This window comes from Pseudomonas sp. SGAir0191 (assembly GCF_002812565.2).
In the GTDB taxonomy this organism is placed as follows: Bacteria; Pseudomonadota; Gammaproteobacteria; order Pseudomonadales; family Pseudomonadaceae; genus Aquipseudomonas; species Aquipseudomonas parafulva_B.
Map to the genome: position 1 here is coordinate 4219663 of NZ_CP025035.2, position 24574 is coordinate 4244236.

General features: G+C 62.6%; 26 protein-coding genes and 1 tRNA gene. 10 read left to right on the forward strand and 17 right to left on the reverse strand.

The window, feature by feature from the left end:
- Positions 1 to 54: 54 nt before the first annotated feature.
- Both ada and CWR53_RS18905 read right to left on the reverse strand, forming a co-directional pair.
- Entirely contained in the window at positions 55 to 1110 is a 1056-nt protein-coding gene (gene ada / locus CWR53_RS18900; protein WP_100852237.1) for a bifunctional DNA-binding transcriptional regulator/O6-methylguanine-DNA methyltransferase Ada, read from the reverse strand.
- A 36-nt stretch (positions 1111 to 1146) separates the two neighbouring features.
- On the reverse strand, positions 1147 to 1770 hold the full coding sequence (locus CWR53_RS18905) for a DNA-3-methyladenine glycosylase (protein WP_100852238.1): 624 nt from the start codon (positions 1768 to 1770) through the stop codon (positions 1147 to 1149).
- A gap of 171 nt (positions 1771 to 1941) precedes the next feature.
- On the opposite strand from CWR53_RS18905, the gene CWR53_RS18910 reads away from it, so the two are divergent.
- Both CWR53_RS18910 and CWR53_RS18915 read left to right on the forward strand, forming a co-directional pair.
- Positions 1942 to 2457 carry a sigma-70 family RNA polymerase sigma factor gene (locus CWR53_RS18910; protein ID WP_027915459.1) on the forward strand — a complete coding sequence of 172 codons (516 nt, stop codon included), beginning with the start codon at positions 1942 to 1944 and terminating at the stop codon, positions 2455 to 2457.
- Positions 2444 to 3397 carry a FecR domain-containing protein gene (locus CWR53_RS18915; RefSeq protein WP_100852239.1) on the forward strand — a complete coding sequence of 318 codons (954 nt, stop codon included), beginning with the start codon at positions 2444 to 2446 and terminating at the stop codon, positions 3395 to 3397. The genes CWR53_RS18910 and CWR53_RS18915 overlap by 14 nt, the downstream gene beginning before the upstream one ends.
- A gap of 67 nt (positions 3398 to 3464) precedes the next feature.
- Here CWR53_RS18915 and CWR53_RS18920 read toward each other — a convergent pair whose 3' ends face one another.
- The 3 genes from CWR53_RS18920 to CWR53_RS18925 all read right to left on the reverse strand — a co-directional run bounded on the left by CWR53_RS18920 (position 3465) and on the right by CWR53_RS18925 (position 6173).
- Positions 3465 to 4625, reverse strand: coding sequence for an MFS transporter (locus CWR53_RS18920; RefSeq protein ID WP_058603093.1), 1161 nt, complete (start codon positions 4623 to 4625; stop codon positions 3465 to 3467).
- 76 nt (positions 4626 to 4701) lie between these two features.
- Positions 4702 to 4839, reverse strand: a complete 138-nt coding sequence (locus CWR53_RS23045; protein WP_167338938.1) for a hypothetical protein — start codon at positions 4837 to 4839, stop codon at positions 4702 to 4704.
- 119 nt (positions 4840 to 4958) lie between these two features.
- Positions 4959 to 6173: an MFS transporter gene (locus CWR53_RS18925; protein ID WP_058603094.1), complete on the reverse strand. Its 1215-nt coding sequence runs from the start codon at positions 6171 to 6173 to the stop codon at positions 4959 to 4961.
- Positions 6174 to 6489: 316 nt separating this feature from the next.
- Here CWR53_RS18925 and CWR53_RS18930 point away from each other — a divergent pair.
- Positions 6490 to 6566 (forward strand) — tRNA-Met (locus CWR53_RS18930).
- Positions 6567 to 6758: 192 nt separating this feature from the next.
- Here CWR53_RS18930 and CWR53_RS18935 read toward each other — a convergent pair.
- The 3 genes from CWR53_RS18935 to CWR53_RS18945 are packed head-to-tail and all read right to left on the reverse strand — an operon-like array spanning position 6759 to position 8628.
- A complete protein-coding gene (locus CWR53_RS18935) occupies positions 6759 to 7352 on the reverse strand; it encodes a D-Ala-D-Ala carboxypeptidase family metallohydrolase (protein WP_181405444.1) in 594 nt (197 codons plus the stop codon).
- 41 nt (positions 7353 to 7393) lie between these two features.
- A complete protein-coding gene (rimI, locus tag CWR53_RS18940; RefSeq protein WP_023533216.1) occupies positions 7394 to 7846 on the reverse strand; it encodes a ribosomal protein S18-alanine N-acetyltransferase in 453 nt (150 codons plus the stop codon).
- Entirely contained in the window at positions 7843 to 8628 is a 786-nt protein-coding gene (locus CWR53_RS18945) for an energy transducer TonB (protein ID WP_100852679.1), read from the reverse strand. Before CWR53_RS18945 ends, rimI begins: the two co-directional genes overlap by 4 nt.
- A gap of 222 nt (positions 8629 to 8850) precedes the next feature.
- On the opposite strand from CWR53_RS18945, the gene mksB reads away from it, so the two are divergent.
- Genes mksB through mksF form a run of 3 tightly spaced genes read left to right on the forward strand, consistent with a single transcriptional unit; the run spans position 8851 to position 13665 of the window.
- Positions 8851 to 10140 carry an Mks condensin complex protein MksB gene (mksB, locus tag CWR53_RS18950; RefSeq protein WP_100852680.1) on the forward strand — a complete coding sequence of 430 codons (1290 nt, stop codon included), beginning with the start codon at positions 8851 to 8853 and terminating at the stop codon, positions 10138 to 10140.
- On the forward strand, positions 10130 to 10837 hold the full coding sequence (gene mksE, locus CWR53_RS18955; protein ID WP_100852240.1) for an Mks condensin complex protein MksE: 708 nt from the start codon (positions 10130 to 10132) through the stop codon (positions 10835 to 10837). The genes mksB and mksE overlap by 11 nt, the downstream gene beginning before the upstream one ends.
- On the forward strand, positions 10834 to 13665 hold the full coding sequence (mksF, locus tag CWR53_RS18960) for an Mks condensin complex protein MksF (protein ID WP_100852241.1): 2832 nt from the start codon (positions 10834 to 10836) through the stop codon (positions 13663 to 13665). The genes mksE and mksF overlap by 4 nt, the downstream gene beginning before the upstream one ends.
- Before the next feature lie 134 nt (positions 13666 to 13799).
- On the opposite strand, the gene CWR53_RS18965 is transcribed toward mksF, so the two are convergent.
- The 5 genes from CWR53_RS18965 to rplU form a co-directional block, all read right to left on the reverse strand.
- Positions 13800 to 14255, reverse strand: a complete 456-nt coding sequence (locus CWR53_RS18965) for a CreA family protein (RefSeq protein ID WP_371259680.1) — start codon at positions 14253 to 14255, stop codon at positions 13800 to 13802.
- 2 nt (positions 14256 to 14257) lie between these two features.
- Entirely contained in the window at positions 14258 to 15376 is a 1119-nt protein-coding gene (gene proB / locus CWR53_RS18970) for a glutamate 5-kinase (protein ID WP_058603097.1), read from the reverse strand.
- An 85-nt stretch (positions 15377 to 15461) separates the two neighbouring features.
- Positions 15462 to 16688, reverse strand: coding sequence for an Obg family GTPase CgtA (gene cgtA, locus CWR53_RS18975; RefSeq protein WP_023533221.1), 1227 nt, complete (start codon positions 16686 to 16688; stop codon positions 15462 to 15464).
- A 189-nt stretch (positions 16689 to 16877) separates the two neighbouring features.
- Positions 16878 to 17135, reverse strand: coding sequence for a 50S ribosomal protein L27 (gene rpmA, locus CWR53_RS18980; protein ID WP_023533198.1), 258 nt, complete (start codon positions 17133 to 17135; stop codon positions 16878 to 16880).
- 38 nt (positions 17136 to 17173) lie between these two features.
- Complete coding sequence (rplU, locus tag CWR53_RS18985; RefSeq protein WP_023533254.1) at positions 17174 to 17488, reverse strand: 50S ribosomal protein L21; 315 nt, start codon at positions 17486 to 17488, stop codon at positions 17174 to 17176.
- A 244-nt stretch (positions 17489 to 17732) separates the two neighbouring features.
- Between rplU and CWR53_RS18990 the strand changes: the two genes are divergently transcribed.
- The 3 genes from CWR53_RS18990 to CWR53_RS19000 all read left to right on the forward strand — a co-directional run bounded on the left by CWR53_RS18990 (position 17733) and on the right by CWR53_RS19000 (position 19499).
- Entirely contained in the window at positions 17733 to 18701 is a 969-nt protein-coding gene (locus CWR53_RS18990) for a polyprenyl synthetase family protein (protein WP_100852242.1), read from the forward strand.
- A gap of 127 nt (positions 18702 to 18828) precedes the next feature.
- Positions 18829 to 19170, forward strand: coding sequence for a zinc ribbon domain-containing protein YjdM (locus CWR53_RS18995; protein ID WP_100852243.1), 342 nt, complete (start codon positions 18829 to 18831; stop codon positions 19168 to 19170).
- Positions 19171 to 19253: 83 nt separating this feature from the next.
- Positions 19254 to 19499 (forward strand): hypothetical protein, encoded by a 246-nt coding sequence (locus tag CWR53_RS19000; RefSeq protein ID WP_023533238.1) that lies wholly within the window; start codon positions 19254 to 19256, stop codon positions 19497 to 19499.
- A gap of 46 nt (positions 19500 to 19545) precedes the next feature.
- On the opposite strand, the gene CWR53_RS19005 is transcribed toward CWR53_RS19000, so the two are convergent.
- The 4 genes from CWR53_RS19005 to CWR53_RS19020 form a co-directional block, all read right to left on the reverse strand.
- Positions 19546 to 20163: an FKBP-type peptidyl-prolyl cis-trans isomerase gene (locus tag CWR53_RS19005; RefSeq protein WP_100852244.1), complete on the reverse strand. Its 618-nt coding sequence runs from the start codon at positions 20161 to 20163 to the stop codon at positions 19546 to 19548.
- 121 nt (positions 20164 to 20284) lie between these two features.
- On the reverse strand, positions 20285 to 20773 hold the full coding sequence (locus tag CWR53_RS19010; protein ID WP_003247486.1) for a TIGR00645 family protein: 489 nt from the start codon (positions 20771 to 20773) through the stop codon (positions 20285 to 20287).
- 93 nt (positions 20774 to 20866) lie between these two features.
- A complete protein-coding gene (locus tag CWR53_RS19015; protein WP_027915475.1) occupies positions 20867 to 21205 on the reverse strand; it encodes a hypothetical protein in 339 nt (112 codons plus the stop codon).
- A gap of 156 nt (positions 21206 to 21361) precedes the next feature.
- Positions 21362 to 23800, reverse strand: a complete 2439-nt coding sequence (locus tag CWR53_RS19020; RefSeq protein ID WP_058603100.1) for a Lon protease family protein — start codon at positions 23798 to 23800, stop codon at positions 21362 to 21364.
- 253 nt (positions 23801 to 24053) lie between these two features.
- On the opposite strand from CWR53_RS19020, the gene CWR53_RS19025 reads away from it, so the two are divergent.
- Positions 24054 to 24542, forward strand: a complete 489-nt coding sequence (locus CWR53_RS19025; protein WP_023533283.1) for a DUF3015 domain-containing protein — start codon at positions 24054 to 24056, stop codon at positions 24540 to 24542.
- Positions 24543 to 24574: the final 32 nt, after the last annotated feature.

The window sequence follows — 24574 nt, forward strand, 5'->3', positions numbered from 1 at the left end:
AACATTCCTCTTTGCAATTCGATCTGGCGAGCGATTCTACGCCGCTTCGGGCCATCAGGAGAGGGCTGTTTCGCGCGCCAGCAATTGCCGTTTGCGCTCGATCCCCCAGCGGTAGCCGCTGATGTCGCCGTCCCGGCGCACCACCCGGTGGCATGGAATGGCCACGGCAATACGGTTGGCCGCGCAGGCCTTGGCCACTGCCCGCACCGCCTTGGGGGCGCCTATGCGCTCGGCGATGTCGCTGTAGCTGACCCGGCAGCCAGCGGGTACTTCACGCAGCGCTTGCCACACGCGCTCCTGAAAGACGGTGCCCTGCGCATCCAGCGGCAGGTCCAGGCCGAGCGCCGGCGCCTCGACGAACCCAATGACCTGCGCCACGACCTGTTCGTAGGCGGCATCGGCACCGATCAGCTCGGCGTTGCAGAACTGGTCTTCCAGGGCGTGCACCAGCGCCTCAGGCTCATCGCCGAGCAAAATCGCGCAGATGCCCTTTCCACTCTGGGCAACCAGGATGGCACCTAGTGAGCACTGGCCCACGGCGAAGCGAATGGTCACCCCGGCACCACCTGCGCGAAACTGCCGGGGTGGCATGCCCAGCCGCTGCTCAGCCCCGGCATAGAAGCGGCTGCTGGAGTTGTAGCCCGCCTCGAAAATGGCATCGGTGACCGAGCCCTGCCCATGCCCCAGGCTGGTCCTCAGGCGCTGGGCGCGGAAGGCCTCGGCGTAGGCTTTGGGTGTAAGGCCGGTTTGCGCCTTGAACAGCCGATGCAGGTGGAACGGGCTGACGGCCAGGCGCTCGCCCAACTGCTCCAGGCTGGGCGGTAGCTCGCACGCCTCGATCAGGCGACAGGCATCGCTGACCAGGCGCCGCGTACGCGCCGAAATGGCAGGCCGGCCCGTGCAGCGCTTGCAGGCGCGGTAGCCCGCTGCCTCGGCCAATGCCGGGGACTCGAAGAACTCCAGGTTGCTGCGCAGGGGGAGCCTGGCCTTGCAGCCTGGATAGCAGTAGATGCCGGTGGTGCGCACGGCATAGACGAAATGGTCCGCCGCCTCGGCAACACGTGCCGCAACGGCCTGCCAGCGCTGCTCGGGAGTGGTGTAGGTTGTCATGTTCGTCTTCCAGACTGAGTGCAGTTCGGCAAGCGCTCAGGCCCGCCACAAGTACCAGGCGGCGACGGTGCGATAAGGTCGCCAGGCGGCGCCCAGCGCGCGCATCTGTGCAGGCGTCGGTGCTTTTTCCAAGCCCTTGAGCCGCCGATAGCCCTCCCGTACGCCAAAGTCATCGACCGGCAACACATCCAGACGCTCCAGGCTGTAGATCAACAGCATCTCCACTGTCCATCGCCCTACCCCGCGCAGCGTCACTAGGCGCTCGATCAATTCATCGTCAGCCATGCCCAGGGCCTGCTCGCGGGTTGGCACCACACCGTCCAGGCGGCCTTGGGCAATGCCCAGCACCGTGGCCAGCTTGCTGGCCGAAAAGCCGCAGCTGCGCAAAGCGGCGGGGTCCGCTGTCAGCAGTTGCGTGGGCGTGGGGAAAGCCTCTTGCCCAAACAGCGCCAGCAGTCGCCCAAGGATGGCGTCGCCTGCACGGGCGTGCAGTTGTTGGTAAGCGACCGACCTCACCAGTGCCTCGTAGGGTTCGCGCCCTGGGGTAGTGCGGTGGCGGCAGGGGCCGACGGCGGCAATGTGCCGCGCCCAGTCCGCATCCAGGCCACCCAGGTATTCGGCCGCTTGTCGGTAGGCGAGGGGTTCGGCGTCGATCAACATTGAAGCGGCTCCATCGATCAGTGGAGATGCCAGCTTAACCCAGCCACTCATCGGCCGACTGCCGGATCTTGCGCAAGTAATTCCTGAGGCAGCATTGCCCGCCATGGCCTTACCCGCATAGAATTGAGAACCATTCACAATCACATCCGACAGGAACCGACCGTGGCGACGATGCAGCTTCCCGACACGCTCAAACCGACCGAGGTCGCCCTGCTCTACCAATCCCACCATGCGTGGTTGCGCGGCTGGCTACGCAGTCGCGTCGGTTGCAGCGAACATGCGGCCGACCTGGCCCAGGACACCTTCGTGCGCCTGTTGCGCGCCCGGCAGACCTCGCCGTTAAAAGAGCCTCGCGCCTACCTCAGCAGCATCGCCCGCGGCCTGATGATCGATCAGTTTCGTCGCCGTGCGCTGGAGCGGGCCTACCAGGACAGCCTGGCGCACCTACCCGAAACCGATATCCCGAGCGAAGAACACAGGCTGGTCATTCTCGACAGCCTGGAGCGCCTCGATCGTGCCCTGCACCAGCTCAAGCCGCGTGCTCGCCAAGCCTTTCTGCATGCGCAACTGGACGGGCTGAGCATCATCCAGATCAGCTTGCTCCTGGGCGTTTCGAAAGCGACCGTGGAGCGCGACCTGGCCAAGGCGCTGAAGACTTGCTACCGGTTGCGTTATGCCGACGCCTGACCAAGCACCCGCCCAGGCCCGGGTCGACCAGGCCATCGACTGGTTGGTGAGGCTACGCTTCGGCAGCCCAGGGCCGGATGCCGAGGCGCAGTTCCAGCAATGGTTGTCGTTGCACCCTCACAATGGGTTGGCCTGGCAGCGCGTCAGCAACCTGGGCGATGAGCTCGCCGGGCTACCCAAGGACCTCAGCCGTCGTACCCTGCAAGGCAGCGAGCGCCAGGGCATCAGCCGGCGCGACCAGCTCAAGCTGGGGGCCCTGTTGGTGGTCGGCAGCGGCCTTGGCTGGATGGCGCGCGAGCCGCTGGGCCTGCCGGAGCTGCTGGCCGACAGCGCCACTGCCACCGGCGAGCGCCGACAATTGCAAGGCAGTGATGGCAGCCGCATCCAGCTGAACACCGCCAGTGCTATCGACCTGCGCTTCACGGCGAGCCAACGCCGCCTGGCGCTTCTGCGCGGTGAAGTCAGCCTGGACAGCAATTCTGACGACAAACGCCCGTTCTTCATCGATACCCGAGTAGCCACCCTGCGCACCCTCGACGGGCAACTGCTGGTGCGCCAGAGCGATCACGGCTTGCTGGTGGCGGTGCGCCGGGGCGAAGTCACGGTGATGACCGGTGCTACGCCAGTGCGGGTGCATTCCGGCGAGACCTTGCGCGTGCAGGCCAATGGAAGCCATCAAGCCGTCACCCCGCCCAGTGACCCTTGGGGCTGGACGCAGGGTGTGCTCAGCGTTCGGCAAATGCCGCTGGCAGATTTCGTCGCTGAGCTGAACCGATACCGGCCCGGTCTGCTGCGCTGCGCCCCAGCGGTGGCGAAACTGATGGTTTCCGGGACCTACCAGCTGGCCGACACCAATCAGATCCTGCAGCTACTGGCCCGCAGCCTGCCAGTGTGTATCGATTACCACACCCGGTATTGGGTCAACATCGACGCCGCTTAGGTCACTGACACGGCTCAGTTGGTAACCACCGGAGCGAGCTGCAATGCCGTTCCTGCAGGCAAATCCGCTAGCTTTCAGAGGGGGTGCAGGACGGCTGCTCACGCCGATAAGACTGCCGTGCAAAGCACACGAACAGCCCGGCCATCAATGCCAGTGCCATGGGCAGCCCGTGGGGCGCCACGTCCATGGCCGCGCCGCTGATCAGCGGCCCCACCAGGCTGCCGACGCCCCACAACAAACCGACGCTGGCATTGGCGGTGACCAGGTCCTGCCCTTTGAAACGCTGGCCTATCAACACCAGTGCCAGGGTATAGATGCCGCCCGCGACAGCACCCAGTACTACCAGCAATGGCCACAACAGCCACGTCATGTTCAGCAACCAGGGCAACCCGATGCCAATGGCCATGGCCACTACCCCGCACGCCAGGTGCAGGCCGGTGCGCTCGACGCGGTCGGCAAGCCAGCCCAACGGCAGCTGGAACAGCATGTCCCCTGCGAACACCACGGTCACCATCAGCGCCGCCACACCCACGGCAAAACCGTGGCTGCTGGCGTACACCGGCAAGAGCGAGAGCACCACGGCATCGAAAAACGAGAAAAACAGCACAGCCACGCACAGCGCCGGGGCCACGCGAAAGAAACCGGCCAGGCCGAAGCTCTTGTCGTCTTCAGCGTGCAGCACCCGGTCATTGGGCACCGTCACCACGATGCACGCCAACGCCAGGCCATAGCAGGCCGTGACCACGCCGGTAATCCAGGGGCTGTGGGCACCAAGCATCGCCAGCATCGCCGGCCCAAGCACTTGGAAACCGGTAAAGCTGGTGGCGTAGAGGGCCATGATCTTCCCCCGGTTGTGCTCCTGGCACAGTTCGTTGACCCACGACTCACCGAGAATGATCGCGATGCCCATGCCAAGGCCCAGCGCCAGGCGCAAGATCGCCAGCCACCACAACGAGGCAAATGCAGGTTCCAGCAGGCCGATGCTCAGTGTGCACAGGCTGAAACACAGCAAATAGAGTGTGCGTCGCTTGAAATACCGGCAGCAGGCATCAACCAGAAAGGCCGACAGCATCATGCCAGCCGCCGGAATGGCGGAAATCATCCCGATTTCAAGGGTGCCTGCGCCAGCCTCGTGCAGGCGCAACGACACCAGGGGCAGGGTCGCGCCCAGGCTGAACCCCACGACCGAAACGGCGAACAGTAAGCCCGCCAGCAAACGCATGTTCATGAACCACTCCCAGCAAACCGATAAGACGTGCAGACAAAGGCACCCACCAGCACGGCGGACGCTGTTCAAACGCTGATCAGTTCAGGTGGGGCGAGAAGGTGAAGGCAAACAGGACGCTACGGCGGCGCTTGAGCACGGTGTCGCTCGGCCAGGCACGGCGCAGCCCATCCGGGGCAGGCTGACGGCGACAGGGCAAGGACAGGAAACGGCGCATTGCTTTGGCTACTACGCAGAAAGTGAGCAAGAGGCGGCACTCTAGGCCAGAGCAGGCGATACCGTCAATTGCCTCAGTGCCTGTGGCGTCAAGGGGGCATCCCTGCCCCTTTTTGAGCATCAGCGCTTGCCCGTGCTCGGCAGCAATACCGCCAGCACCCCGAACAGGGGCAGGAACGAGCAAAGCCCGTACACGTATTCGATACCGCGCAGGTCAGCCACATAGCCCAGCAATGCCGCGCCGATGCCGCCAAAGCCGAACATCAGGCCAAAGAAGATGCCCGCGATCATACCTACGCTACCGGGCACCAGCTCCTGGGCATACACCACGATGGCGGAGAATGCCGAGGCCAGGATGAAGCCGATCACCACGCTCAGTACCGTTGTCCAGAACAGGTCCGCGTAAGGCAGTGCCAGGGTGAACGGTGCCACGCCCAGAATCGAGAACCAGATCACCGCCTTGCGCCCGATGCGATCGCCGATGGGCCCGCCGAAGAAGGTGCCCGCCGCTACCGCGCCCAAGAACAGGAACAGGTGCAACTGCGAACTGGCGACCGATACGCCGAACTTCTCGATCAGGTAGAAGGTGAAGTAGCTGGTGAAGCTTGCCATGTAGAAGTATTTGGAAAACACCAGCAGCCCCAGCACCACCAGCGCGGCAACCACGCGCCCGCGGGAGATGCCGTGGGTAGCCTGTACCGCCTTGCGCGCCTTGGCTTGGCTCAGGTGCTCGATGTACCAGCGGCGCAGCATCAGGGTCACGGCGAGAAAGAACAGTGCAGCCACGCCAAACCAGGCGACATGGGTTTGCCCGAACGGGATGACGATGGCCGCTGCCAGCAACGGGCCCAGGGCAGAACCTGTGTTACCGCCTACCTGGAAGGTCGATTGCGCCAGGCCAAAGCGGCCTCCGGACGCCAATCGCGCAATACGCGAGGTTTCGGGATGGAATGTCGAAGAGCCGATGCCCACCAGGGCCGAGGCGAGCAGAATCATCGGGAAGCTGCCGACGAACGCCAGCATCACGATACCGATCAGCGTGCACACCGTGCCCATGGGCAGCAGGTTGGGCGTAGGCCGGCGGTCGGTGAAAAAGCCCACCCAGGGTTGCAGCAGCGAGGCGGTGATCTGAAACGTCAGGGTGATCATGCCGATCTGGGCGAAGCTCAAGTTGTAATTGGCCTTGAGCATCGGGTAGATGGCCGGCAACACCGACTGGATCAGGTCATTGATCAGGTGCGCCAGGGCGCAGAAGCCGATGATGCGCATCACCAACGGCGTAGCGGTGCTCGCCTGCGCTTGGGTGGACGCCGGGGCGGCGCTGGGGATGGCCATGGCCTGGATCTCCGTCGGAAAGCTGGGCTCCGATTATCGGGATACAAATAGATACATAGCTACCTTTTTTTCTACATCAGGTCTGGCCAGCCCTTTCTTCCAAAGCTCTGTGGATGCTCCGACAGGGCCGAGAGCGTCCGGGGCTCGAGCCGGTAAATACCGAAATTGAAGCCGATCAACCATACGATTTGGGGTTTTCAGGGGATGGATAACGCTGCGCGCACCGCGATCGCTCGCTAAGTTTTTGAAAGCGTGCAAATTTTTTTTATAAAGCGTGTTGACAGGGGGGCCGTTCAAGAGAATAATGCGCGCCATCGGCTACATAGCTCAGTTGGTTAGAGCATAGCATTCATAATGCTGGGGTCCGGGGTTCAAGTCCCTGTGTAGCCACCAAACAAGACGAAGGGCTTACCGCAAGGTAAGCCCTTTTTCTTTGCCCGCCAGAAAGTCAGGTGGTCTTCGCGAGCGTGCGCAATCACCTCACACCGCTCATCGCCAAAAACACAGCTACCAGGCTATCCACGCCAGTGCGCGAGCGACATGGGCGCGCGATAGGCCACGTTAAGCCACAGCGGGATTGCTGACTCACCTGGGCTTGCTGCAAAAGGATGACGCCGCACTGCCGTCACCGCCCCAGGTGCGGTAGCCGGCCGTGTCCAGATGAATGCGACCGCTTGGGTAGCGGCCAAGGCCCATGCCCCACGCCTGACCGTGCTGCTGCCAGAAACGGCACAGCGGGTTGGGGTCGGCCCAGGGCGCCAGCAAGACATCCACGGCAAATGCTTGGGTATGCGCACTGCCAATCGCCCCGCCGGCACAGCGATTGAGGCCTGGATCACGGTAGGCGGAGACCACTTCGAAATCGGGCAAAGCCCCTTGCTCACCCAGCGTTCGGAGCAACGACAGCGTAGCGCGCACAGCCGGCCACTGTTGCTCGGGCGGCACGGCAAACGGTGAAGCCCGGCACAATTTCCAGTCCGAGGCCGAGCGCAGCAGCTGATCAATGGGCACCACGCCGTAGACGCGCGCCTGCACGAGCATGTCCCGAAAAGGCCGTGTCGGGTGCTCACCCGCCCACTGGGCGAACATCCTCAGGTCGCGATCATCGGCCAGGGCCCCGCTGGACGCCGAATTTACCGCCAGCAACAGCGCGGCAACCACACTCCGTTTCTTCGACATCGCACACCCCTGCACGTCTTGGCAGCGGCCCTGCCGCTGGCTCAGTCCGGGAACAACGTGCAGGCCATCACCAGCGCATCCTCGCGACCACCCGCAGCTGGATAATAGTCGCGACGGCGGCCAATTTCATTGAAGCCGAAACGCTCGTACAAGCGATAAGCCGGGTTGCTGGCCCTCACCTCCAGGAAACACTCGCGACCGTTGAGCTGGTAGGCGCGCGACATCAGGTGTTCGAGCAGCCGCAAGCCCAGGCCGCGCCCCTGGTTTTCCGGCTTGACGGTGATGTTGAGCAGGTGAGCTTCGTCGATGATCACGTTGATCACGCCGTGGCCAACCTGTTGCTGCCCATCGAACATCAGCCAGACTTCATAGGATTTCAGGGCATCCAGAAAGATGCCGCGGGTCCAGGGGTGGCTGAACGCGGCATATTCGATTTTCAGCACGGCATCCAGATCCGCCTCGGTCATGGGGCGAAAGCTGATCGAGTCACTCATTCAACGCGTTTCCAGCGCGCCATCAGCTGGCGCATGGCTTTCCAGACGTCCGCTTTACGCTGCGGCTCGTCCATCAACAGTTCCAGGCCCGGCAAGGCCCACGCCTCGCCCAGGCCGTCGAGCTTGAGGGTTTGGTAATAAGCCTGGTCGTCGGCGCCGGCAGCAAAGCGCAGCGCCGGCATGCCCACCAGCCACAGGCAGGTGCAGGGCGCTTCTTCCAGGCGCGCCTGGACAAAACCCTGTACAAAATCGCGGGCTGCGTCCGGGCCCTGGTCCATGTTGCCGCGCATCAGCAGCGGCCAGCGCACTGGCTCACCCACGATCTGCGGGGCATCGGGTAGGCCAGCGGCGCGCAGCATGTCCTTGAGCAGCAGGTAGGACGGGTCACGGCTCTGGAAAGGCTGGCCGGTGGCCAGCTCGACCAGCAACAGGCAATCGCCAGCGCGCAGCAATTGCAAGGCAAAGCGCGGAGGCGGTACCGGCACTGGGCGAGGGGTCGCAGCCTGCTCGGGCGCCTCCACAGGCTTGGCCGCGGCCTTGGCGGAAACGCCAGGGCGCGGGACCTCGATCTTCGGCCGCTCGACGACCCGTGCCTGGGGAGCGACAGGTGATTTGTCGGATATCTGGCGTGGCGGCGGTTCGAAATCGATGTCCTCGGGCGGCGCCAACGGCAGCAGCAGCTCGGGCCGTGACGGCGCGGCGAACGGCAGCTCAGCGCGCGGCAGCCAGTGCACCACTTGCATGGCGGACAGGTAGGCGCGGCGACGTTGTTCGGTAAGCAAGGCGGTCATCCGAGGGGGGTTGGGACAGGTGCGCATTCTAACGCCGATGACCTGCCAGTGCCGCATCTGCTCGGCGGTTTTTTACGCATCCCCTGCCTGCCTGGGCAAGCCACAGGAAGCGCGTGGTCGATCAGCCTGTCGCACTCCAGACCAAGCGAATAAGAACCAACCCGTCGGATGCAGTACAATCGCCCCCTTTTTCTTGGCAACGAGTCCAAGCCGATGATCGAACCCAAGCGCGTCCTGCGTGCCCTAGCCGAACACTGGGCCCTGATCGAGCCGCTGTGCGAGCGTTTCGACCAGGGCACCCTCAGCCTGGTGGAGCTGCGCCAGCATGTGGCCCGCCAGCAGATCGAGAGCACCCCGCAGGACATTACCCAACTGCTCGATGTGTGGATCCGCCTGGACATCCTGGTACCCGTTGCCAAGAGCCCGAACCGCTTCGAGCTCAATGCCCAGATCCACGACTTTCTCGCCTACCTGCGCCGTGAACATCGCCTCGGCCTGTGCCTGGAGATCGAGGCCTACCTGCGTCACCTAGAGCGCCTGGCCGGGCACATCCAGGATGCCTTCGACACCCGCGACAGCGACGACCTGGCGCGGCAACTGCGGTTGCTGGACATGCGCGTGCGGGACGTGCTGAAAAAGCTCGACAACGATGAGCAAGCCCTGGTGGCCGTCGCCGAGCGGGCCAAGACCAGCAGCCGCCAGATACCGCTGCGCCAGCGCTATGCCGAGGTGCTGGCAACCTGGGACGAATACGTCGAGCCGATGATCCAGCTGGTCAACGCCGACGGCGCCTTCGAGCAAGGTGTGCGCAAGGTCGAGACCGTGCTGCTGAAGCTACTCGGTGAACAGGCGCGCCTTGGCCACCTGGTTGACGACGACATGCTGCTGCGCACCCATGCGCGCATTCTGGAGATGCAGACCAGCGCCCAGCTAACCCTGCGTCATGCCCGTGAGCTGCTGCTGCCGCTGCGCGAGGAAGCACGGCGTCATAACGCAGTTACCCGTGGCGCAGCCCTGGCACTGTCGGTGGTGCGCCGCAAGGGCCTGGACGCGCTGCCGCAGGCGGCCATGCCGTTGTTCACTCGGCCGCAGAGCACCTTCCTGGGTAGCGCCAGCCAGGTCGAAGCCTATGTCTATGCCTTGGCGCGCTTCGAGCCCAAACCGGCGCGCTTTCCCAAGGCGCACAAGAGCACGTCCGACGCCAAGCCTCGCGCACCGCGCACGGTCAAGGAAATGACCGAACGCTGTGAACAGGCACTGCCTCTGCCAGACCTGATGGTGTGGCTGCTGGAGCAGGAGCCCGAAGGCGCCACCGACGAACTGCTGTACTGGTTCTCGCGCCTGTCACGGGAAAAACGCTTCAACCGCGAGCGCCTCGAGCGGCGTGACTACGACACCCAGGAACACCGCGTCAGCCTGCGTTCGTACGCCCTGACCTCCAGCCGCGAAGCCGCCGCCAGTGCGTCCTCAGAACCCCACGCGAGCCCAGCCCATGCATCTTGATCTTTCCGAACTGTCCCAGCTCGCACCGATCTTCCGCGAGCTGTTCAAAGGTTTTCACATCAGCCGCCGCGACCCGGAGCTGTACGCGCAGTTGTCCAACTTCCAGGACCAGTACCGCAGCCTGTTCAAGGCCCTGGGCTTCGAGCTGGTGTGCGACACCCGCGGCTTCTACTACTTCGTGCCGGACATGACGGCGGCGCAGGTCAACAAGACGGCGCAGCGCCTGTCGCTGTTCACCTTCATCCTGGTCGAGCACCTGGCCGATCAAGGCCGTGACCCGATCGCGGTGCTCGACGGCGGCAGCGTTGGTCGCGACGAACTGCCTTCGTTGCTCGACAAATACCGTGACTTGTTCCTGCAAGCCGAGGTGCAGACGGTCGAGGACCTGGAAGAGAAGATCCTGCGCCGCATGACCCAGCTCGGCTTCGCCCATGAAGAAGGTGGCATCTACCGTTTCCTGCCGCCGATGCACCGGTTCCTGGACGTTTGCCTGGCCGTGCAGCAGGACCGGGACCTGGCGGCGACGCTGCACAGCGCCCTGCCCTTGCCCACCCCAGTGCTGGCCGAAGACCACGCCGAGCCAATGCTCGAACACACCGACGATCCGCTCGATCTGACGCCGTTCGAGGCTGAGGAAGACGAAGAACAGGCCCTGGCTCGTGCCATTCGCCAAGAGCAACAGGAGATCGACGCATGAGCCAGGAACGCTACGGCATCCGCCGCTTCGCATTGCTCAACACGGCAGGCTACAGCCTGGGTCTGTTCCCGCTGGAGCACCCGCTGTCGGTGTACGGCGCCAACAACCTGGGCAAGTCGGCATCGATCAACGCCCTGCAGTTCCCGATCCTGGCCCGCATGTCGGACATGAGCTTCGGCAAGTACAGCCTGGAGCAGTCGCGCCGCTTCTACTTCGCCAGTGACACCTCGTACATCCTCTGCGAACTGAGCCTGCCCCACGGGCCGCACGTGATCGGGGTCGTCGGCCGTGGGCCGGGTGGCGGCTTCGGGCACCAGTTCTTTGCCTACCAGGGCGAGCTGGACCTGGCGCACTATCAGAAGAACGACACGTGTCTGCGCCAGAAAGAGCTGTTCACCAACCTTGAAAGCAAGGGCATCAAGGCCTACGAGCTCAAGCCGGACGAGCTGCGCCGCCTATTGGTCGGCGGTCATACCTCGGTGCCCCTGGACCTGACCCTGATCCCGCTGCGCTCGACCAGCGAGCAGAGCCTCAAGACCTTCCGCGCGTTGTTCATCAACCTGCTGCACATGCGCGAAATCACGGCGGCCAAGCTCAAGCAGCTGTTCCTCGATGCCTTCGAGCACAGCCTGCGTTCTGGCAGTGTCGACTACATTGCCGCCTGCGAAGAAGCCTTCCGCGATGTGCGACGCATGGAACAGGACTACAACGCCCTGGTCGCCGCCGGCCCACTGGTCGAGGCACTGGCCGGCGGCGTCGCCCAACGCGACATCCTGCGCGGCAAGCTGCACCGTATTTCGCCGGTGCTCGACAACCTGCTGGGTACCTGGCAGGACTACGCCATGGCGCGCAAGGAAGAGCTGGTCATCCAGGCCGAGCATTACCGGGGTGAACAGGACCGCTTGCAAAACGATCAGCGCGGCGGCACCCAGGAGCTGATGCGCCTTGAGCGTGAAATCACCGGCATCCAGCGCTGGCTGGGCGAGCTGTCGGTGTTGCGCCATCGTTTTGCCTTGGTCGATGACGTCAAGGTGCTGGAGCAGCAGTTGCTGGCGGCCAAGGATGCCCATGACGAGCTCGCCGGCGCCCTGGCCCAGTCCCGTCAGTTCAGTGCCGAAGACCTCGATCAGCGCGTTGGCGACCTGGAAAAACGCCTCAGGCAGGTCAAGCAGCAGCTCGATCACGCCGACAACAACAGTTATGCCCGTTTGCGCGAAGAGTTCTCGCAGCAGGATGTCGACCGCCTGATGCGCCTGTTCAACGGTGCCCTGTTCAGCCTGCCATTGGGTGAGCGTGGCATCGAGCTGGACGACAGCGACCTGTGGGTGAAATCCCTTGAAGCGGTGCTCGACCGCTTCAAGGGTGAGCGTTTCGAGGTGCCTGGTCTGTCCATCGACCTGTCCCACATCGACCCCCCGGCCTTGCAGGCGCTGGCTGACCGCGCCGCGCTGCGTGATCAGAAGGAGCGCCTGGACAAGGAGCTGCGCCAGCTCAAGACCCAGCAGGCAGTGAGCGCCGACCGCTCGGCTTCAAAGGCGCAGACCGAAGCGCTGTACCAGCAGGTACTCGACGCCCAGAAAGCCCTGGAAGACTACCGCCGCAGCCAGACCCTGGCCGCCGAAGAGCCTGCCAAGCTCGAACAGCTCGCACAAATGGAGGCCGCTCAGGATGAACTCAAGCGCTCCAGCGATGCGTTCACCGAGCGGGTACAACAGCTGTCGGCCAAGCTGCAATTGGTGGCGCGCCAGCTGGGTGACCTGGAGTCCAAACAACGCACCCTGGACGACGCATTGCGCCGCCGTCAGCTGCTACCGGCCGACCTGCCCCTCGGCACCCCGTTCATGGAAGCCATCGACGACTCCATGGACAACCTGCTGCCACTGCTCAACGACTACCAGGACAGCTGGCAGAGCCTGCAGCGGGTGGATAACCAGATCGAAGCGTTGTACGCGCAGGTGCGCCTCAAAGGCGTGGCCAAGTTCGACAGCGAAGACGACATGGAGCGCCGCCTGCAGTTGCTGGTCAACGCCTATGCCCACCGTACCGACGAGGCATTGACCCTGGCCAAGGCGCGTCGCGCTGCCGTGACCGACATTGCCCGTACCCTGCGCAACATCCGCAGCGACTACGACAGCCTCGAGCATCAGCTTGCCCTGTTCAACCGCGAGATCAACCGACGCCAGGTGTCGAACCTGGAAAGCTTCCGCGTGGTGCTGGCACCGAACAAGGAGGCGCTCAAGCACATCGACCAGATCATCCACAGTGCTGGCCAATATGAAGAAGGCGAAACCCTGTCGGTGTTCGACCTCACCCAGAACGCCGACCAGGACAACCGGAACGAGCAGGCCAAGGAATACCTGGCGCGCCTGGTCGCCGCGAACCATAACCAACTGGGGTTGAAGGACCTGTTCGAGCTGGCGTTCGAGATCACCAAGGTCAACGGCCAGCCGATCATCCACGCCGACATCGACGGCGCGGCGTCCAACGGCACGACCATGACCATCAAGGCGCTGACCAACATGTACCTGTTGCTGCACCTGATGGACCGCGACTTGGCCGGGCGTGTGCGCCTGCCGTACTACCTGGACGAAGCGGCGGACATCGACGAACGCAACCAGGCGGCATTGCTGGAGACCAGCCTGCAACTGGGCTTCGTGCCGATCCTGGCGAGCGTCAAGCCGCAGGTTTCGGCACACGTGGCCATCGACCTGGAAGGCGGCAGCGGCCCCAACGGCATCTACATCGACGAATCGGACTGGAAGTTCATCAGCCCGCTGGAGGGGGTGAAGGTGGTGGTACGCGAAGATCAGGGTGAAGTGGTTATCTGACGGAGATCGTGGGGCCGCTGCGCGGCCCCGACAATGGATGTTGCGAAGCTGAGGTTCTGGGATTGACACGCCTCCCATCACCCCCACCTCAACACTCACAACGCATCCAACTCAAATCGACCCAGACCTGCCTATCACTGAGCCCACGGCAGAATCGGAATCGCCGTCACGGCATTCTGCGGGCTGCCTTCGACGATGCGGTCGCTGTATACCAGATACACCAGCGTATTGCGCTTCTTGTCCAGGAAGCGCACCACCTGCATGGTCTTGAATACCAGCGATGTGCGCTCCTTGAATACCTCATCGCCATCCTTGAGCTCACCCTTGAAGCTGATCGGTCCTACCTGACGGCAGGCGATCGAGGCCTCGGCGCGGTCCTCGGCCAGCCCCAGTCCACCCTTCACACCCCCCGTCTTGGCTCGCGACAGGTAGCACGTCACACCTTCGACCTTGGGGTCGTCGAAGGCTTCCACGACGATGCGGTCGTTCGGCCCCAGGAACTTGAAGACAGTGGACACCTGGCCGATTTCCTCGGCGCCAGCCAGCATCGGCAACCCAAGGGCTGCCACGACAAACAGTTTCTTCAGCATGTTCATACCAGCACCAGATTGTCACGATGCACCAGCTCAGGCTCGGCGCTATAACCCAGGATAGACTCGATGACGTCGGAGGATTGGCCGATGATCTTCTGCGCCTCCAGGGCACTGTAGTTGGCCAGGCCCCTGGCCACCTCCAACCCATCAGGGCCCACGCACACCACCATCTCGCCACGTCTGAAGCTGCCCTGGATGGCCTTGACACCCACTGGCAGCAAACTCTTGTTGGCCTGGCGCAGTGCCTGTACCGCACCCTCGTCCAATACCAGCGTGCCGCGGGTCTGCAAATGGCCCGCCAGCCACTGCTTGCGGGCTGCCAGCATGCCACGCTCAGGCGACAGCAAGGTGCCCAACCGCTCACCGGCCTTGAGACGATCAAGCACGCGCTCGATGCGCCCGCCAATGATGATGGTGTGGGCACCGGAGCGTGCCGCCAAGCGCGCAGCGCGCAGCTTGGTCTGCATACCGCCGCGCCCCAGTGCACCACCGGTGCTGCCGGCCACGGCGTCCAGCGCCGGATCATCGGCACGGGCCTCGAAGATCAGTTGCGCGTCGGGGTTGTTGCGCGGGTCGGCATCGAACATGCCATCACGGTCGGTCAGGATCACCAGCAGGTCGGCTTCCACGAGGTTAGCCACCAATGCCGCCAGGGTATCGTTGTCACCGAAGCGAATTTCGTCGGTCACCACGGTGTCGTTTTCATTGATCACCGGCACCACGCCCAGTTCGACGAGGGTGCGCAAGGTGCTGCGCGCATTGAGGTAGCGCTTGCGGTCGGACAGGTCGTCATGGGTCAACAGGATCTGCGCGGTATGCTTGCCATGCTCGCCAAAGCTCGACTCCCAGGCCTGCACCAGGCGCATCTGACCGATGGACGCTGCTGCCTGCAGCTCGTTCATCGCACTGGGGCGTGACGTCCAGCCCAGCTGGCTCATGCCGGCGGCCACGGCGCCCGAGGAGACCAGCACCAACTCCACGCCCGCTTCACGCAGCGCGACCATCTGCTCGACCCACACGGCCATGGCGCCGCGATCGAGGCCTTTGCCATCGGCGGTCAGCAGCGCACTGCCAATCTTCACGACCCAGCGCCTGGCGCCCGTCACCTTGCTTCGCATCGTCTTCCAACCTATGTCGAATCTGTAGATACCGTGGATACAAAAACGCCGCTCAAGCGAGCGGCGTTTAGTGTACTGCAACCGATCAGTCGCGCACGTAAATGATTTCCGGGCCGTCTTCGTCGTCCTCGAAGTCATCATCCCAGTCATCGTCATCGCCGATGTCGTGCACGCTCTTGACACCGGTACGGCGCAAGGTGCGAGCATCGTCCAGTGCCTGCAACTGGGCCCGCGCCTCGTCCTCGATGCGCTGGTCGAGGTCGGCCAGTTCCTCGGCATAGGCCGGGTCGTTGGCCAGGCGGTCGGCACGGTCTTCGAGGTAGCGCATCAGGTCGTGGCTGAGCTTTTCGGTACCTTGCTTGGAGATGGCCGAGATCACGTACACAGGGCCCTCCCACTGCAGGCGCTCGACCACTTCCTTGACCCGCTCATCGCGCTCGTCATCCATGACCATGTCGGCCTTGTTCAGCACCAACCAGCGCTCACGCTCAGCCAGTGACGGGCTGAAGCGGGTCAGCTCGTTGACGATGACTTCGGCGGCATCGGCCGGGCTGCTCTCGTCCAGCGGCGCCATGTCCACCAGGTGCAGCAGAACACGGGTACGCGCCAGGTGCTTGAGGAAGCGGATACCCAGGCCAGCACCGTCGGAGGCACCTTCGATCAGCCCAGGAATGTCGGCGATGACGAAGCTTTTCCAGCGGTCGACACTGACCACGCCCAGGTTCGGCACCAGAGTAGTGAACGGGTAATCGGCCACTTTCGGCTTGGCGGCCGATACCGAGCGGATGAAGGTGCTCTTGCCCGCGTTCGGCAGGCCCAGCAGGCCCACATCGGCCAGCACTTTCATTTCCATCTTCAGGTCGCGCTGCTCACCCGGCTTGCCAGGGGTGGTCTGGCGCGGTGCACGGTTGGTACTGGATTTGAAACGGGTATTGCCCAGGCCGTGCCAGCCGCCCTGGGCGACCATCAGCTTCTGCCCCGGCTTGACCAGGTCACCGATCACTTCCTGCGTGGAGGCATCGATCACAGTAGTGCCCACCGGCACACGCAGGAACAGGTCTTCACCCTTCTTGCCCGTGCAGTCGGTGCTGCCGCCATTGGCGCCGCGCTGGGCTTCGTGGTGACGGGTGTAGCGATAGTCGACCAGGGTGTTGAGGTTCTCGTCTGCCACCATGAACACCGAGCCACCGTCACCACCATCGCCGCCGTTGGGGCCACCGTTCTCGATGAACTTCTCGCGGCGGAAGCTCATGCAACCGTTACCGCCATCACCGGCCTTGACCCGAATGGATACTTCGTCAACAAACTTCATTCAAAAACCGCCTCTCGCCTTCCGACGAGTTGAACACTGATAAACATGAGGCTCTTGCAAAAATGAGCGCGGCGGCCCCGTACGACCGTAGAAACCCACGCCGGCAACCCATACAAACAGCTTTGCAAGAGGCTCACCACAAACGAAAAAGCCCCGTCGCATGACGGGGCTTCTGGAGCGACGTCGCGATTAGGCTGCGACGATGCTCACGTAACGGCGGTTGAACTCGCCTTTCTTCTCGAACTTGATCACGCCTTCGATCTTGGCGAACAGGGTGTGATCTTTACCGATGCCCACGCCGTAGCCTGGGTGGAATTCGGTGCCGCGCTGGCGGACGATGATGTTGCCTGGCTTGATAACCTGGCCGCCATACATCTTCACGCCAAGGCGTTTCGATTCTGAGTCGCGACCGTTACGAGTACTACCACCAGCCTTCTTGTGAGCCATGGTTCAATTCTCCAAATAAATTCAGGGGATCTAGGGGATTAAGCCTGGATGCCGGTGATTTTGATCTCGGTGAACCACTGGCGGTGGCCCATGCGCTTCATGTGGTGCTTACGACGACGGAACTTGATGATGCGAACCTTGTCGTGGCGGCCTTGCGAAACGACTTCGGCCACTACTTTAGCGCCAGCAACAACTGGAGCACCGATGGTGACTTCTTCACCGTTGGCGACCAGCAGAACGCGATCGAAAGTCACGGACTCGCCAGTGGCGACTTCCAGTTTCTCGACCTTGAGGAATTCACCTTCAGCGACTTTGTACTGCTTGCCGCCGGTAACGATTACTGCGTAAGACATGGTATTTCTCCGATAATCCTGCTCACCCAGCGCTTTATATGATGAGTATTGGCTGGCATGGCTGCACAGGGCTGGAACGGCCCGGCGCAATTGCGTAAGGCAGGTGCTGCCCAGGAAGTTAGGGTGCGCGATTGTACGCAACACAGGTTTTGCTTGCAAGTGCAGCGCCCGACCGACCGGCACCGTGCCTTGACACACCGGGACCCGCAACCTAGCATGCCGCGCAACCTCACTGGAGCAGCCGATGCAACCCCAAACCTTCTACCGTGCGGTGGCTGACGATTTCAGCGCCGTCGACGAGATCATCAAGAAGCAGCTGACCTCGCGCGTGCCGCTGGTATCGAAGATCGGCGACTATATCACGTCGGCCGGTGGCAAGCGCCTGCGTCCATTGCTGGTATTGCTGTGCGGCAAGGCCCTGGGCTACCGGGGCGACGACCTGCGGCTGCTGGCGGCAACCATCGAGTTCCTGCACACCGCCACCTTGCTGCACGATGACGTGGTCGACATGTCGGGCATGCGCCGCGGCCGCTCCACGGCCAACGCCCTGTGGGGCAACGCCCCAAGCGTGCTGGTCGGTGATTTCCTCTATTCCCGTTCGTTCGAGATGATGGTCGAACTGGGGTCGATGCCGGTCATGCAGATTCTGTCCAGGGCTACCCGGGTCATTGCCGAAGGTGAAGTGCTGCAGCTGTCGCGGGTTCGCGATGCCAGCACCACCGAGGACGTCTACATGGACGTCATCCGCGGCAAGACCGCCATGCTCTTCGAAGCCTCCACTCACAGTGCTGCGGCGCTGGCCCAGGCCTCCGATGCCCAGCGCGAGGCCTTGCGCATGTTCGGTGACCACCTGGGCGTGGCCTTCCAGCTGGTCGACGACCTGCTCGACTATGAAGGTGACGCCGAAGCACTGGGCAAGAACGTGGGCGACGACCTGGCCGAGGGCAAACCCACTCTGCCCTTGATCTATACCATGCGCGAGGGCACTGCCGAGCAGGCAGCGCTGGTGCGCCAGGCCATTCAGAAAGGCGGCCTTGAAGACCTGGAGCAGATCCGTGCCGCGGTTGAGGCCTCGGGTGCACTCAAGTACACCGCAGCCTTGGCGCAGGATTACGTCAAGCGCGCCATCGAGTGCCTGGAAGTGCTTCCTGCCAGCGAATACCGGGATGCGCTGGTCGAACTCAGCCAGTTCGCTGTCGCACGCACCCACTGACGGCACGCCCTTCCCCAGACGCGGTTCGTCCCCGAACCGCTACGAACTTTTGTACGGACATAATCACTTCTGAAACCAGACCTTCTACAATGGCGGCTTTTTCCGCCTGTTTGTTCGAGGAACCGAAGTGAGTACGTTGCCACCCTGCCCCAAATGCAATTCCGAATACACCTACGAGGATGGCACGCAGCTGATCTGCCCTGAATGTGCCCACGAATGGTCGGCCAACGGCGAAGCCGAACCTGCCAATGACGACGTGGTGAAGAAAGATTCCGTCGGCAATGTGCTACAGGACGGCGACACCGTGACCGTGATCAAGGACTTGAAGGTCAAGAGCTCGTCCCTGGTGGTCAAGGTCGGCACCAAGGTCAAGAACATCCGCCTGTGCGACGGTGACCACGATATCGACTGCAAGATCGACGGCATTGGCGCGATGAAGTTGAAATCGGAATTCGTGCGCAAGGTCTGATTTCACCCAGATCCGCCAATTGGTTCTTGCTATTTTGATAATAAGAATTATTCTCATTGGAAAGTTATCCAAGGAGAGTAGTCATGACTTATCTGATCGATGCCTGGCTGGACCGCCCTCATCCGTATCTGCGCATTCTTCATCGGGAGACTGGTGAAGTGTGCGCGGTGCTCGAAGCAGAAGCGCTGGACGAACTGCGCGACCAGGGCGATCTGGACCTGCGCGGGCTGAATTCGAATGAGCCGGGGGTGCTGAAGGAGTTGGTGCGCAACCTGTTTCTGTTCTGCTATGCACGGGCATTGCGCCCGGTGGGAACAGACTGGAACTGACAGTTCTAGCGAGCCGGGAAAGGGCCGCAACGCGGCCCCAGCGGTATTACAGAACGTCGAGCAGTTCGACGTCGAACACCAGCACGCTGTGCGGCGGGATGCTGCCGACGCCCTGGGCACCGTAGGCCAGTTCGCTTGGCACATACAGGCGCCACTTGCTGCCGGCGCTCATCAATTGCAGGGCTTCGGTCCAACCTGCGATCACGCCACCGACCGGGAATTCGGCCGGCTGACCACGATCGTAGGAGCTGTCGAACACGGTGCCGTCGATCAGGGTGCCGTGGTAGTGCACACGCACCTGGTCTTCGCGCGATGGCTTGGCGCCTTCACCTGTGCTCAGCGCTTCGTACTGCAGGCCCGAATCCAGGGTGACGATGCCGTCGCGCTTGGCGTTGTCGGCCAGGAACTGCTTGCCGGCTGCCGCTGCAGCCTCGGCCTTGGCGGCCGCCTGGGCTTGCATCACTTCACGGATAACCTGGAAGCTGGCCGACAGATCGGCCTCGCTGACGCGGCTGTCTGCACCGTTGAAGGCGTCGGTCAGGCCGGCCACGATCGCGTCCAGGCTCACCCCTGGCGGCGGGTTGTCACGCAGCTGGCCACCCAGCTGACGGCCGATGCCGTAGCTGACGCGGGTTTCGTCGGTAGACAGGTTGATCTCGGACATTGTCATGCTCCACTGCAGGGCGCAGCGCAGCCACGCCCTTGATGAAAAGGGCGAGCAGCCTAGCATATCGAGAGGCACCTCGCTGCACGCGGCAGACCACCGCGTGCAGCTGAAGTTGTGGTCAGTGCTTGGTGAGCTTGTCCAGGTAACCCATGCAGAACGCCGAGACGACGAAGGTCATGTGGATGATGACGTACCACATCAGGTAATCGGTGGAGATGTTCTGGGCATCCATGAACACCCGCAACAAGTGGATGGACGAAATGGCCACGATCGACGCAGCCACCTTCATCTTCAGCGAGGAGGAGTCCATCTTGCCGAGCCAGTTGAGCTTTTCCTTGCTCTCGTCGATATCCAGCTGCGAGACGAAGTTCTCATAGCCGGAAATCATCACCATGACCAACAGGCCGCCGACCAGCGACATGTCGATCAGCGACAGGATCACCAGGATGAGGTCGGCTTCGCTCAAGGCGAAGACGTTGGGCAGAACATGGACCACTTCCTGGAAGAATTTCAGCGCAAGGGCCAATAGGCCCAGGGACAGGCCGAAGTAGATGGGGGCGAGCAGCCAGCGGGAGGCATACATCGCATTTTCGAGAATACGTTCCATGGAGGATGAGGACTCGTAGGTGGCTGGAAAAAACGACCGCGAGTATAGCCAGCCGCTTCATGCAGCAAAAGCTGGATGACTGCCCCGGCCTGTTCAGGTCTCAGGATGGAACTGGTAATCGCCGAGGTTTTTGGTGCGCTCGCCGTTCATGCGCCGCAACTGCGCCTGCAAGTGCAGGCACCAGATGGGCGGGTCTTCGTTGAGCTGATACCCGTGCAGAGTCAGGCTGTCGACGATGGCATTGAGCACGGACTCGGCCACTTGCGGCCCGTGAAACGGCCCCTGGGCCTTTACTGCCGAGGGTTGTTCACCGGCCATGCCGGCGGCGAACAACAATGTCCACATACCAGTATCGCCAGCCAGGGGCCGAATGCTGCATTCGATGCGGGTCACAAGGCCCAGGCACTGACGTGTAAGGCTGAGGTTGCGCATGGCCGCGTCCTCTGAAAGCTCTGTTCAGCCCTGCGAATGGGCTGTCTTCATCCTGAACACTGATAGCGTCCTTGGTTCAGCATAGAAGAGCGCCAGCAAAAGATGGAAAACCGGCGCCGAACGGTAGCCACTGGCCGCCAGCGCCGGTTTATTGACTCAAGCAGGTTTAGCTTGCGCAATTACCTCTTCGAGACGCTCCTTCTCCGCCTTTTCGATGTCTTCCTCGCTGATCATCTCGGCAATCTCGCGCAGCCGTTCGACCACGCGCGCGTTGACGCTGCCTTCGGTAAACTGCCCTTTCTCGTCAGGCACACCCGCCTCCTCACCTACCAGCAGGCTCAGTGCCTCATCTGCCTGGCTGACCGCATACACGTGGAAAGTGCCGCTCTCAACCGCCTGCAGCACCCGTTCGTCGAGCATGAGCGTGGCCACGTTGGCACGTGGAATGATCACCCCCTGCTCACCGGTCAGGCCACGGGCTTCGCAGAGCCTGAAGAAACCTTCGATCTTCTCGTTCACACCACCGACCGCCTGCACTTCTCCGAACTGGTTGATGGAACCGGTGATCGCAAAGCACTGCTTGAGCGGGGTACGTGAAAGGGCCGAGATCAACGTGCAGGCCTCACCCAGCGAGGCGCTGTCGCCGTCCACGTAACCGTAGGATTGCTCCAGAGCGATGCTGGCCGAGATCGCCAGCGGGAATTCCTGGGCATAGCGACTGCCCAGGTAGCCGGTCAGGATCATCACCCCCTTGGAGTGGATGGGCTGGCCCAGGTTGACCTCGCGCTCGATGTCGACGATACCGCTGCCGCCCGGGTACACGGTGGCCGAGATACGCGCGGGCATGCCGAATGCCGAGTCGCCCACCTCCAGCACGGTCAGCCCGTTGCACTTGCCGATGGCCGCGCCCTGGGTGTCGATCAGGATGATGCCGGCCAGCATGTCGTCCAGCACCCGCTGCGAGACCCGCCCGGTGCGCGTCGCCTTGGCCTTGAGTGCACGTTCGATATGGCCAGCATCGGTCATTTCGTCGTTGGCCAGCTGACGGATGAAGTCGGCCTCGCTGACCAGCTGGAACAGATCGCCGATCCGGGCCGAGAGCCGTGCCTGGTTTTCAGCCAGGCGAGCGCTGTAGGTGGCCAGCCGGGCTACCGCGTCGCTGGTCAAGGGCGCCATGCCCTCCTCGTTGGTACGGGTGCGCAGCAGTTGGGCGAACTGCTCCAGGTTCTCGTCGACCATGGGCATGTCTTCGTCGAAATCCACCAGTACCCTGAACATCTCCTGGAAGTCCGGGTCGTGGTCCTGCAGCGCGTAATACAGCTGACGCGAGCCGATGATCACCAGCTTCACGTTGAGCGCAATTACCTGCGGGGTGAGGCTGACGGTTGCCACCCGGCCCAGCTCGCCCAGGGGTGACTCCATCTTGAGCTTGCGCGATTGCAACGCGCGTTTGAGCGCATCCCAGACAAAGGGCTCGCCCAGCATCTTCTCGGCTTCCAGGATCAGGAAGCCACCGTTGGCCCGGTGCAAGGCCCCTGGACGCAACTGCCGGTAGGAGGTGTAGAGCGCGCCCTGGTCGGTGCTGTACTCGATGCGACCGAACAGGTTGTCGTAGGTCGGATGCGGCTCGAACACCACCGGCGCCCCGCCGTCATGATGATGGCCCACGACCAGGCTGGGTGCGTACTGCTCTTCGAGCATCTTGCGCGCCACGGCGTCAGTCTTGCTGTCCTCGACCAGTTGCTCGACCACCGTGCGCAACAGGTTCAGTTGCACTGATTGCAGGTAGGCACACACAGCAGCGTTCTCGGCGTACTTTTCCGACAACGGTGCCAGCAAAGGCTCAAGCGCCAGGGTGATGGTTTCTTCGTTGAGCTGACGCAACTGGTTGTTCGATTCACGCTTCCATTGCGGGAGGCTGGCCAGCTCTTCGTTCAAACGCTCCTCGAGCAGGGCGATGTCTTCGTGAAACTGTTCGCGCACGTGCTCAGGCAACTGGGCAAACTCAGCCTCATCCAGAGCCTTGCCGTCTGCCATCGGCGTGAAGGCCACGTTGCTGGCATCGCGGTACAGGGCCACGTCCTTTTCCAGCGAAGCGCGCTCGATCACATCCAGGGCGCGGTCGTAGCGCTGGTTGAAGGCGCGGTCGATGGCGCCTTTTTTCTGCTGATACGAGGGGTGCTCGAACACGGCCGGGAACGTCGCCAGCAAGTTGTCGATCAACCCGTTCATGTCGGCGATGAAGTCCCCGGCACTGCCCGATGGCAATTCCAGGGCTCGCGGCTCGCGGGTGTCGTCGAAGTGATTGACGTACAGCCAATCGGATGGGGTCTGCTGACGCTTGCCCTCGGCCTTGAGGTAGCGTTTGACGAACGAGAAGCGGCCGGTACCGGGCTCGCCCATAACGTATACGTTATAGCCGGGGCGCGGCATGGCCACGCCGAATTGCAGGGCCTCGACAGCACGCTCCTGGCCCAGTACGCCGCGGAACGGCTCCAGATCGTCCGTGTTGGTGAAAGCAAACTGCTCGGGAGAGAAACGCCGGGTGAGGGCTTCAGGCGCAAGACGCAGGCGCGCAGCGACAGGATCGGGCATTGGGTTTCCTTACTTCGGCGGGGCAGATACGCAGCATTCTGGCGCTGCCTGCGCGCGGGTTGCAAGGCTCCTGGGGATTTATGTCGCAGGTGCGACGGTGTCTTGTACAAGCAAATTTTTCGCAATCAGTAACGCAACCTTTGGAACATGCCTAAACTCCAACTTGCGCGGGTGGGTGAAATGCTTTCCCGACCTGGCACCCGAGTTGCCAGAAACCTGACCCTTGGTTTAAGTCAAATAGAGAATAAATGCTATGAAACGGATTCTTCTGGGTACTCTGTTCACCGTCGCTTCGCTCAACGCCATGGCCGACGCGCCAGGCGGCCCGAACTGCGGCTGGGGCAACATGCTGTTCGAAGGCCAGCGCGGCACTCCGGCACACTTCCTGGCTTCCACCACCAACGGCACTTCCGGTAACGCCACTTTCGGCATGACCTCCGGCACCAACGGCTGCTCCACCAAGTCTGCACTGACCTACGGCGGCAAATCGTGGTTTGCCATGAACGGCATGATGAACGAGCTTTCCGAAGACATGGCCATGGGTCAGGGTGAAGCACTGACCACCTACGCCGTGGTACTGGGCGTGGCGCCGGAAGACCGTGCGCACTTCGCATCGGTTACCCACGACCACTTCAACCAGATCTTCAGCAGCGCCGACGTCAATGCTGAAACCGTGCACAGCAACACCCTGGCCGTTCTGAAGAACGACCCACGCCTGGCCAAGTACGCTACCGAAGCCTAAACGCGCGTTTCCCGCCCCGATTCCGGGGCGGG

What these genes read in the sequence shown, in the direction of transcription:
- CWR53_RS23045 (WP_167338938.1), bottom strand. Translation starts at nt 4,839, where the DNA reads ATGCGCCGTTTCCTGTCCTTGCCCTGTCGCCGTCAGCCTGCCCCGGAT.
- proB (WP_058603097.1), bottom strand. Translation starts at nt 15,376, where the DNA reads ATGCGAAGCAAGGTGACGGGCGCCAGGCGCTGGGTCGTGAAGATTGGC.
- mksE (WP_100852240.1), top strand. Translation starts at nt 10,130, where the DNA reads ATGCATCTTGATCTTTCCGAACTGTCCCAGCTCGCACCGATCTTCCGC.
- CWR53_RS18990 (WP_100852242.1), top strand. Translation starts at nt 17,733, where the DNA reads ATGCAACCCCAAACCTTCTACCGTGCGGTGGCTGACGATTTCAGCGCC.
- CWR53_RS18910 (WP_027915459.1), top strand. Translation starts at nt 1,942, where the DNA reads ATGCAGCTTCCCGACACGCTCAAACCGACCGAGGTCGCCCTGCTCTAC.
- CWR53_RS19025 (WP_023533283.1), top strand. Translation starts at nt 24,054, where the DNA reads ATGAAACGGATTCTTCTGGGTACTCTGTTCACCGTCGCTTCGCTCAAC.
- rpmA (WP_023533198.1), bottom strand. Translation starts at nt 17,135, where the DNA reads ATGGCTCACAAGAAGGCTGGTGGTAGTACTCGTAACGGTCGCGACTCA.
- CWR53_RS18915 (WP_100852239.1), top strand. Translation starts at nt 2,444, where the DNA reads ATGCCGACGCCTGACCAAGCACCCGCCCAGGCCCGGGTCGACCAGGCC.
- CWR53_RS19000 (WP_023533238.1), top strand. Translation starts at nt 19,254, where the DNA reads ATGACTTATCTGATCGATGCCTGGCTGGACCGCCCTCATCCGTATCTG.
- CWR53_RS18920 (WP_058603093.1), bottom strand. Translation starts at nt 4,625, where the DNA reads ATGAACATGCGTTTGCTGGCGGGCTTACTGTTCGCCGTTTCGGTCGTG.
- CWR53_RS18925 (WP_058603094.1), bottom strand. Translation starts at nt 6,173, where the DNA reads ATGGCCATCCCCAGCGCCGCCCCGGCGTCCACCCAAGCGCAGGCGAGC.
- CWR53_RS19020 (WP_058603100.1), bottom strand. Translation starts at nt 23,800, where the DNA reads ATGCCCGATCCTGTCGCTGCGCGCCTGCGTCTTGCGCCTGAAGCCCTC.
- CWR53_RS19015 (WP_027915475.1), bottom strand. Translation starts at nt 21,205, where the DNA reads ATGCGCAACCTCAGCCTTACACGTCAGTGCCTGGGCCTTGTGACCCGC.
- CWR53_RS18965 (WP_371259680.1), bottom strand. Translation starts at nt 14,255, where the DNA reads ATGCTGAAGAAACTGTTTGTCGTGGCAGCCCTTGGGTTGCCGATGCTG.
- cgtA (WP_023533221.1), bottom strand. Translation starts at nt 16,688, where the DNA reads ATGAAGTTTGTTGACGAAGTATCCATTCGGGTCAAGGCCGGTGATGGC.
- CWR53_RS19005 (WP_100852244.1), bottom strand. Translation starts at nt 20,163, where the DNA reads ATGTCCGAGATCAACCTGTCTACCGACGAAACCCGCGTCAGCTACGGC.
- mksB (WP_100852680.1), top strand. Translation starts at nt 8,851, where the DNA reads ATGATCGAACCCAAGCGCGTCCTGCGTGCCCTAGCCGAACACTGGGCC.
- ada (WP_100852237.1), bottom strand. Translation starts at nt 1,110, where the DNA reads ATGACAACCTACACCACTCCCGAGCAGCGCTGGCAGGCCGTTGCGGCA.
- CWR53_RS18935 (WP_181405444.1), bottom strand. Translation starts at nt 7,352, where the DNA reads ATGTCGAAGAAACGGAGTGTGGTTGCCGCGCTGTTGCTGGCGGTAAAT.
- CWR53_RS19010 (WP_003247486.1), bottom strand. Translation starts at nt 20,773, where the DNA reads ATGGAACGTATTCTCGAAAATGCGATGTATGCCTCCCGCTGGCTGCTC.
- mksF (WP_100852241.1), top strand. Translation starts at nt 10,834, where the DNA reads ATGAGCCAGGAACGCTACGGCATCCGCCGCTTCGCATTGCTCAACACG.
- CWR53_RS18905 (WP_100852238.1), bottom strand. Translation starts at nt 1,770, where the DNA reads ATGTTGATCGACGCCGAACCCCTCGCCTACCGACAAGCGGCCGAATAC.
- rplU (WP_023533254.1), bottom strand. Translation starts at nt 17,488, where the DNA reads ATGTCTTACGCAGTAATCGTTACCGGCGGCAAGCAGTACAAAGTCGCT.
- rimI (WP_023533216.1), bottom strand. Translation starts at nt 7,846, where the DNA reads ATGAGTGACTCGATCAGCTTTCGCCCCATGACCGAGGCGGATCTGGAT.